Source organism: Citreimonas sp., from assembly GCF_042096055.1.
In the GTDB taxonomy this organism is placed as follows: Bacteria; Pseudomonadota; Alphaproteobacteria; order Rhodobacterales; family Rhodobacteraceae; genus Citreimonas.
Genome location: NZ_JBELMH010000111.1, coordinates 1 through 7,665, shown reverse-complemented (window position 1 = coordinate 7,665; position 7,665 = coordinate 1). Strand labels below are relative to the sequence as shown.

The 7,665-nt window shown below is 68.4% G+C and carries 9 protein-coding genes; 4 read left to right on the top strand and 5 right to left on the bottom strand.

Annotated elements, in window-relative coordinates; translation table 11 throughout:
• Window positions 1–393: 393 nt before the first annotated feature.
• Window positions 394–759, top strand: a complete 366-nt coding sequence (locus ACFDTC_RS16570) for a YigZ family protein (RefSeq protein WP_375259989.1) — start codon at window positions 394–396, stop codon at window positions 757–759.
• A gap of 6 nt (window positions 760–765) precedes the next feature.
• Here ACFDTC_RS16570 and ACFDTC_RS16565 read toward each other — a convergent pair whose 3' ends face one another.
• Both ACFDTC_RS16565 and ACFDTC_RS16560 read right to left on the bottom strand, forming a co-directional pair.
• Complete coding sequence (locus tag ACFDTC_RS16565) at window positions 766–1,092, bottom strand: hypothetical protein (RefSeq protein WP_375259988.1); 327 nt, start codon at window positions 1,090–1,092, stop codon at window positions 766–768.
• A 218-nt stretch (window positions 1,093–1,310) separates the two neighbouring features.
• Window positions 1,311–1,997: a response regulator transcription factor gene (locus ACFDTC_RS16560; RefSeq protein ID WP_375259987.1), complete on the bottom strand. Its 687-nt coding sequence runs from the start codon at window positions 1,995–1,997 to the stop codon at window positions 1,311–1,313.
• A gap of 143 nt (window positions 1,998–2,140) precedes the next feature.
• Between ACFDTC_RS16560 and ribA the strand changes: the two genes are divergently transcribed.
• Window positions 2,141–3,229: a GTP cyclohydrolase II gene (gene ribA / locus ACFDTC_RS16555; RefSeq protein ID WP_375259986.1), complete on the top strand. Its 1,089-nt coding sequence runs from the start codon at window positions 2,141–2,143 to the stop codon at window positions 3,227–3,229.
• A 17-nt stretch (window positions 3,230–3,246) separates the two neighbouring features.
• Window positions 3,247–3,777: a L,D-transpeptidase gene (locus tag ACFDTC_RS16550; protein ID WP_375259985.1), complete on the top strand. Its 531-nt coding sequence runs from the start codon at window positions 3,247–3,249 to the stop codon at window positions 3,775–3,777.
• Here the strand turns inward: ACFDTC_RS16550 and ACFDTC_RS16545 are convergent.
• From ACFDTC_RS16545 to ACFDTC_RS16535, 3 genes are read right to left on the bottom strand one after another with little or no spacing between them, the layout of a single operon-like run.
• Window positions 3,774–4,436: a GntR family transcriptional regulator gene (locus ACFDTC_RS16545; RefSeq protein WP_375259984.1), complete on the bottom strand. Its 663-nt coding sequence runs from the start codon at window positions 4,434–4,436 to the stop codon at window positions 3,774–3,776. The two genes, ACFDTC_RS16550 and ACFDTC_RS16545, sit on opposite strands and share 4 nt — an antisense overlap.
• Window positions 4,433–5,596, bottom strand: a complete 1,164-nt coding sequence (argE, locus tag ACFDTC_RS16540; RefSeq protein ID WP_375259983.1) for an acetylornithine deacetylase — start codon at window positions 5,594–5,596, stop codon at window positions 4,433–4,435. Before argE ends, ACFDTC_RS16545 begins: the two co-directional genes overlap by 4 nt.
• On the bottom strand, window positions 5,593–6,789 hold the full coding sequence (locus tag ACFDTC_RS16535; RefSeq protein ID WP_375259982.1) for a M24 family metallopeptidase: 1,197 nt from the start codon (window positions 6,787–6,789) through the stop codon (window positions 5,593–5,595). Before ACFDTC_RS16535 ends, argE begins: the two co-directional genes overlap by 4 nt.
• A 348-nt stretch (window positions 6,790–7,137) precedes the next feature.
• On the opposite strand from ACFDTC_RS16535, the gene ACFDTC_RS16530 reads away from it, so the two are divergent.
• Window positions 7,138–7,665 (top strand): ABC transporter ATP-binding protein (locus ACFDTC_RS16530; RefSeq protein WP_375259990.1); only part of this gene is annotated, 528 nt, incomplete at its 3' end.

The window sequence follows — 7,665 nt, the reverse complement described above, 5'->3', positions numbered from 1 at the left end:
CCTGAACCATCCTTCGGACGTGCTGAAGGAAGGCCAGGAGGTCTGGGTCAAGCTGCTGGGCTTCGACGATCGCGGCAAGGTGCGTCTGGCCATGAAGATGGTCGACCAGAACACCGGCGAAGAGCTTGCGCCCGAGAAGGCCGAGCAGACCGCCGAGTAATAAGGCGCGCCGGTGCAAACCGGCAACGGGATCGAAAAGGGGCGCCTCGGCGCCCCTTTTTTCGTCCGGCGGTGGCATCCTTAACCGCACCTTAAATCATTCCGTGGCATGACGGACGCGTCGGGTCGCGCCTCTCACCTTCTCTCCGCGCCGACGCTCTCAGTAACGCCGGGTCGCCACCTCGACCCGGCGTTTCGCTTGCTGGGTCGGCGCGATGGCGCTACCCGGGCGTCATGCTGGTGCTCGAGAACTTCCTGTCCGACCGTGGCTCGCGCTACGCGGCCGCCGGCGGTCCCTGCAGGTCGGAGGTCGAGGCGAAGGCGTTCCTGAAGCAGTTGAAGCGCCGGAAGAAGTTCGCCAAGGCGACACACAACAGCTGGGCCTGCCTCAGCCGCGAGCACGGCCCGCTGTGGCACGACGACGGCGAGGCCGGCGCCGCGGCGGTGATCCTGCGGATGCTGGAACGCGAGGAGGTGCAGGACGAGATCGTCGTCGTCACGCGCTGGTTCGGCGGCAAGCACCTGGGCGGGGACCGGTTCCGGCACGTGCAGACAGTGGTGCGCGCCTATCTCGACGCGCGGGGCGGCAAGGCCTGCTGACGTCGCTCAGTCGCGGCCGCGCCGGTCGCCGTCGTGATGGTCGTCCCAGTCGCCGTCATGGTCGTGATCGTCGTGATGCCGCTGCTTGGCGGCCTTCGCCCCGTACGCCACGGCGGCCGAGATCAGCCCGGCGGCGACTAGCCCCTCGATCAGGTCGGGCGGCAGGGTGCCGCGCGCCATCGCGGCGTCGCCGCTGTTCAGCGCGTTGCGAGAATCGGCGCGGGTGACATGGCCGTCGAAACGGGGCGCGGGCGCCGCGGGGCCATCCGTCATGATATCGGCCCAGGCCGTCGCCGGCAGGAACCCGGCCAGTATCAGTACGCGAAGAAACATGCGCGACCTCCCGTCTGCATCCGCATTCTGCGCCCGAAAGATGAACGCACCGTTAGGAAGAAAAAAGCCGGGCGCGACGCGCCCGGCAGGTCCAACAGGGAGGTGCATGTGATGACCCGCACATGCAACGGGAACCGTCACACGAAGGGGCTTCCGCGATACGTCACCGCCTTCGTCCTGTGATGGCAACGACGTCGGCGGCAACGCGTTCCATCGCGTCACGAAACCAGCCGGTATCCGCCGCTTTCGGTGACGAGCAGGCGCGCGTTCGAGGGGTCGGGCTCGATCTTCTGGCGCAGGCGGTAGATGTGCGTCTCGAGCGTGTGGGTCGTCACGCCCGCGTTGTATCCCCAGACCTCGTGCAGCAGCACGTCGCGCGGCACCACGCCCTCGGACGAGCGGTAGAGGAACTTGAGGATGTTCGTCTCCTTCTCGGTCAGGCGGATCTTGCGGTCGTCCTCGGTCACCAGCATCTTCATCGCCGGCTTGAACGTGTAGGGGCCGACATTGAAGATCGCGTCCTCGGACTGCTCGTGCTGGCGCAGCTGCGCGCGGATGCGGGCCAGCAGCACGGGAAACTTGAACGGCTTGGTCACGTAGTCGTTGGCGCCCGCGTCGAGGCCCAGGATCGTGTCCGCGTCGGTGTCGTGGCCGGTCAGCATGATCACCGGCGACTTGACGCCCTGCTTGCGCATCAGGCGGCACAATTCGCGTCCGTCGGTGTCTGGCAGGCCCACGTCCAGGATGATCAGGTCGTAGACCTGTTCGCGCGAGCGGGTCATCGCGGCCGAACCGTTCTCGGCCTCGAAAACCTCGAAGTCCTCGGTCATCACCAATTGCTCGGCCAGCGCCTCGCGCAGGTCTTCGTCGTCGTCGACCAGCAGAATGTTCCGAAGCTGTGCCATGCGGCTTGTCCTCCTTGCATTTCAGCGCAGTTGAGACCAGAAGCACCGGCGGACAAGGTTTGCTGCACGGCCCTCACGCCCTCGTGTGCGCTGGCGGATATTGTTACGATCTAGGATCATTCTGCAACGAGGCGAGACCGTTCATGCCGCTCGGCCCCGATCTTTCCGAAACGCTGGCGCGGGCGCGCTCGGACCTGCGCATGGGCGTGCCGGTTCTGCTGAGTGATGCCGACGGCGCGGTGCTTATCGCCGCCGCCGAGACGCTGGGCCCCAAGCGTCTGGCCGCGATGCGCGCGCTTGGCGAGGTCGACCTCGCGCTGACCGGTCGCCGGGCCGCGACCCTAAAGGCGCGGGCCTATGACGGCGACGTGGCGCGCGTGATGCTGCCCGCCGATGCCGATCTCGCCTTCGTCCGCGACCTCGCCGACCCGAAAGAGGACCTGGCCCGCCCGATGAAGGGCCCGCTTCGCACGCGGCGCGGCGGCGACGCTGCGCTGCACCGGCTCGCGCTGGTGCTGTGCAAGGCTGCGCGCCTGCTGCCCGCCGCGCTGGTGGTGCCGGTCGCCGAGGCCGGTCCGCTGGCCGCGTCCGAGGGCCTGCTGTGCCTCGACGCGCGCACCGTCGCGCCGTTCCTCGAACAGTTGCCCGCGCTCAGCAAGGTCGTCGCCGCCAACGTCCCGCTGCGCGTGTCCGAGACCGCGCGGCTGCACATCTTCCGCCCCGAGGACGGTTCGGAAGAGCATTACGCCATCGAGATCGGCCGCCCCGACCGCGCGGCGCCCGTGCTGGCGCGCCTGCATTCGGCCTGCTTCACCGGAGACCTTCTGGGCAGTCTCAAATGCGATTGCGGCCCGCAGCTGAACGCGGCGCTTGCCCGGATGGGCGAGGAAGGCGCGGGCGTGCTGCTGTACCTCAACCAGGAGGGCAGGGGGATCGGCCTTGCGAACAAGATGCGCGCCTACGCGCTGCAGGACCAGGGCTTCGACACGGTCGAGGCGAACCACCGGCTGGGCTTCGAGGACGACGAGCGCGACTTTCGCTTGGGCGCGCAGATCCTCGAGACGCTGGGCTTCGGCGCGGTGCGGCTGCTGACCAACAATCCCGCCAAGATCGCGATGATGCGGCAATCGGGTATCGAAGTGACCGAGCGCGTGCCGCTGCAGGTGGGCCGGACGCCGCAGAACGAACGCTACCTCGCCGTGAAGGCCGAGAAATCGGGGCACCTGTTCTGATGGCCGGCGCGCACGACATGGTTCTGACGCCCACGGGCCTGCGCTTCGCCGATCTGACCTGGCCCTGCGTGATCGGGCGCGGCGGCGTGCGCGCCGACAAGCGCGAGGGCGACGGCGCCACGCCCGCCGGCACGCACCGGATCGTCGGGATGCTGTACCGCCCCGACCGAATGGCGCAGCCAACGGACTGGGCGGTTCCGATCGGGAACACCGACCTCTGGTCCGACGACGTGACCGACGCGGATTACAACCTGATGGTTCGCGCACCCTACGCGGGCAGCCACGAACGGCTGCGTCGGGCCGATCCACTGTATGATCTGGTCATCCTGACCGACTGGAACTGGCCCTACGCGGAACGCGGGCGCGGCTCGGCGATCTTCCTGCACCGGTGGCGCAGGCCGGGATTCCCCACCGCGGGCTGCATCGCGTTCCGTCCGGATCACCTGCGCCGGATCGCCGGGTTGATCGAATACGACACGCGGCTGATCGTGCCAGAGGCGCTGGACGGTCTTGGCGCGACTGGCGGACGGGCGCAGCGCGGCGACTAGCCCGCGGCCGGCGCCGGGACCTGCGCCAGGCGCGCCGCACTCATCGAGATGTGCGAGCGTCGGATCAGCGCCGCGGCGCGGGCATCGCCGGCGCGCAGGGCGGCGTGGGTCTGGCGGATCTCGTCGGCGAAGATCGCGCATTCCTGGCCCAGGTCCATGCGCGCGACCGCCTGCAGCCAGATCCGCGCCGTGCGCAGGTATAGGCGCTCGGCGACCTCGCGCAGCGCAGCGTTGCCCGTCAGCGACAGGCCGAAATCGTGGAAGTCGCGGTTCAGCACGGCGAAGGCGCGCGCGTCGGGGGCGGCGGCCAGCGCGTCGCCCTGCGTCTCGAATTCGGCCGCGCGCGCCACATGCGCCGGTGTGGGCGTCACAGGGTCCAGCGTCGCCACCAACTGCGTCAGCTCCTGCCGCAACGCGTAGACCTGCGCGAACTCGGCGCGGTCGAGATCCGTGATGATCGATCCCACGCCAGAGCGCACGGCCACCAGCCCCTCGGCCTCGAGCCGCGCCAACACGCGCCGGATCGGCGTGCGCGAGGTGCCGAATTCGGCCGCCAGGACCTCTTCGGACAGGCGCGTGCCGGGCGGCGCGTCCAGCAGGCAGATCCGGTCGCGCAACGTGGCGCAGATGCGGTCGAACCGGGCAGAGGCCTCGGTCATGCGGCGACGAGGCTCCGGCGCAACCCTTGCAGCATGTCGAGACACGCCTGAAGCTGCGGGCGCGAGATGTATTCGTCCGGCTTGTGCGCCTGCGCGATCGAGCCGGGCCCGCAGACGACCACCGACATGCCCATGCCCTGGAACAGTCCCGCCTCGGTCCCGAAGGGCACGGTGTGCGCGTCCATGTCGCCGGTCAGTTCGCGCACGAGGTCGCGCGCCGCGTTGTCGGTCATCGGCTCCAGGCCCACGACCTCGCCGATCACCTCGGTTGTGATGTCGGCCCACGGCGACACGGCGCGCATGGCCGGCAGCAGGTCGTGCTCGACCAGGTGCGCCAGTTGTTCCTTGACGAACTCGGCGTCACCGTATTGCGACGGGCGCATCTCCCACTCGACCTCGGCCTTGCCGGGGATCACGTTGTGCGCCACGCCGCCCGACAGCCGGCCCACGTTGACGGTGGTCCAGGGCGGATCGAACGGCGTGTCGCGCGGCGCGCGGTGCTTCAGCTCCTCGGCCAGCTCCATCAGGCGGGTGACGTAGCGCACGGCGTAGAGCACGGCGTTCACGCCGCGATCCGGGGCCGAACCGTGGCCTTCGAGACCCGTGAAGCGCGCGGTGTATTCGCAGCAGCCCTTGTGACCTTCGATGATCTGCATCGTCGTCGGCTCGCCGACGATGGCGATCGACGGGCGGATACCGCGCGCCTCGAGCTGCGGCACGAGCTGACGCGCGCCGAGGCAGCCGACTTCCTCGTCGTGGGTGAAGCAGAAATGCACCGGGCGCCGCAGCTCCTGCGCCGCGAAATGCGGCGCCATCGCGATGCTGGCCGCGATGAAGCCCTTCATGTCGCAGGTACCGCGGCCATAGAGCAGGTCGTCGCGCCGGGTCAGCGCCCAGGGATCCATGCTCCAGTCCTGATCGGCGACCGGCACCACGTCGGAATGGCCCGACAAAACGATGCCGCCGTCGCCCTCGGGACCGATCGTACCCCACAGGTTGGCCTTGCCGCCGCTGGCGTCTCGGAACACCTCGACCCGCGCGCCGCTGGCTTCCAGCCGCTCCGCCATGTGTTCGATCAGGGCGACGTTGGGATCGGTCGAGACGGTGGGGTGCGCGATCAGCGCCCCCAGGATGGACTCGGTCGCGTCCAGGTCGGTCATGGCTTGACGTACATCTTTCGCGGCCGGTCGCAGAAGCATTCGGCGGCTCCACTTTCCTTGATCAGAATGGATTCGGTGATCTCGAGGCCCCAATCGGACATCCACAGGCCGGGCATGAAGTGGAAGGTCATGCCGGGCTCCAGCACGGTCTCGTCTTCGGCGCGCAGGCTGATCGTGCGCTCGCCCCAGTCGGGCGGGTAGCTGAGACCGATCGGGTAGCCGCAGCGCGCGCCGCGCTCGATGCCGGCCCGTTCAAGCGGCGCGGCCAGCGCCTCGGCGACGTCGCGGGCGCGGTTGCCGGCGCGCGCGGCGTCCAGCCCGGCCTCGAGCCCCTCGACCAGCGCCGCCTCGGCGCTGCGGAAGATGTCGGGCGGCTCGCCCAGGAAGATCGTCCGGCAGAACGGCGCGTGGTAGCGACGGTAGCAGCCCGATATCTCGAAGAAAGTCGCCTCGCCCTTCTGGAAGGGGCGGCCGTCCCAGGTCAGGTGCGGGGCGGCCGCGTCCGAGCCCGAGGGCAGCAGCGGCACGATCGAGGCATAGTCGCCCCAGTCGTCGTCGATGCCCATGATCGCATCGCGCTGGATCTCGGCCACGACCTCGTTCTTGGGCACGCCCGGTTCGACCCGCTCCATCAGCCCGTCGACGATCTTCTCCGAGATCGCGGCGGCCTTGCGCATGTAGACCAGTTCCTCGTCCGACTTGATGCCGCGCTGCCAGTTTACCAGCGCGGTGGCATCGATCAGCTTCGCGCCGGGCAGGGAATCGTGCAGCGCCATGTAGGCGCGGGCCGAGAAGTAGTAGTTCTCCATCTCGACGCCCAGCCGCGTGGTGCCGAGGCCCATCCCGATCAGCCGCTGCGACAGGTCGTCCATCGGGTGCCGCTCGGTCGACTGCACGTAGTTGTCGGCGTAGCCGATCACCCGGTCGTCGCCCATCCATACGGTGCGCACGGCGCCGTTGGCGTCCTGGTTTCGGCCCCACCACACCGGGTCGGCGTCGTGGAACACCAGAACGCCCTGGTGCACGTAGAAGGACCAGCCGTCGTAGCCGGTGATCCATGCCATGTTCGACGGGTCGGTGACGAACAGGACCTCGATCCCGGCGCGGTCCATCGCGCCGCGGACGAGCGCCAGGCGGCGCTCGAACTCGGCTTCCGTGAACGGCAGATTCTTCTGAAATCGATGGTAGCGCATCGCGGCCTCTGAGTGTGGTGCCCTTCCAGCTATCGCAGCTGTACACAGCTCTGGCTGTCCGAAAGCGACATCGTGACGCCGCCAATGGAAAAGCCCGCCGGTTTTCGCGGCGATTGCGCGCGAAGTGTGCACACCTTCGCCGGTTTCCGTCGGCCGGGCCTGCCGAAACGTGCCGCGGCGCGCGCCATCCGGCGCTGCGCCGCGTCGGTCCGACGGTTCGAATTGCCGCGATCCGCAAGGTGATCGTCCTGCGTATCGCCCGGATTCTGACCGAACGGCCTCAATGGGCCCGTCTGCATGGCGAAAATCATCCTAGCGGTTGAAACGCGCGGCGGGACAGGCTCTACTATGCCTCAATTGCGGCACCAGACCGCTGGACATCACAGGGAGCCTGCCTTGGCCGAACAGGGAAATAGCGACGCGTTCGTCGCCTTCGAACGCGTTCAGAAAAGCTATGACGGCGAGACGCTCGTCGTGAAAGACCTCAACCTGTCCATGCCCAAGGGCGAGTTCCTGACCATGCTTGGCCCGTCGGGGTCGGGCAAGACCACCTGCCTGATGATGCTCGCGGGCTTCGAGACGGCGACGCATGGCGAGATCCTTCTGGACGGCGTTTCGATCAACAACATTCCCCCGCACAAGCGCGGGATCGGCATGGTGTTCCAGAATTACGCACTTTTCCCGCACATGACGGTGGCCGAGAACCTCGCTTTCCCGCTCGAAGTGCGCAAGATCGGCAAGTCCGAGCGCGAGAAGAAAGTGAAGCACGCGCTGGACATGGTGCAGATGGGCGAGTTCGGCGGCCGCCGGCCCGCGCAGCTGTCGGGCGGCCAGCAGCAGCGGATCGCGCTGGCCCGCGCGCTGGTGTTCGAGCCC

Bases quoted from the DNA above. Each gene is read 5' to 3' on its own strand.
- ACFDTC_RS16570 (WP_375259989.1), top strand. From the start codon at position 394: ATGCTGGTGCTCGAGAACTTCCTGTCCGACCGTGGCTCGCGCTACGCG.
- ACFDTC_RS16565 (WP_375259988.1), bottom strand. From the start codon at position 1,092: ATGTTTCTTCGCGTACTGATACTGGCCGGGTTCCTGCCGGCGACGGCC.
- ACFDTC_RS16560 (WP_375259987.1), bottom strand. From the start codon at position 1,997: ATGGCACAGCTTCGGAACATTCTGCTGGTCGACGACGACGAAGACCTG.
- ribA (WP_375259986.1), top strand. From the start codon at position 2,141: ATGCCGCTCGGCCCCGATCTTTCCGAAACGCTGGCGCGGGCGCGCTCG.
- ACFDTC_RS16550 (WP_375259985.1), top strand. From the start codon at position 3,247: ATGGTTCTGACGCCCACGGGCCTGCGCTTCGCCGATCTGACCTGGCCC.
- ACFDTC_RS16545 (WP_375259984.1), bottom strand. From the start codon at position 4,436: ATGACCGAGGCCTCTGCCCGGTTCGACCGCATCTGCGCCACGTTGCGC.
- argE (WP_375259983.1), bottom strand. From the start codon at position 5,596: ATGACCGACCTGGACGCGACCGAGTCCATCCTGGGGGCGCTGATCGCG.
- ACFDTC_RS16535 (WP_375259982.1), bottom strand. From the start codon at position 6,789: ATGCGCTACCATCGATTTCAGAAGAATCTGCCGTTCACGGAAGCCGAG.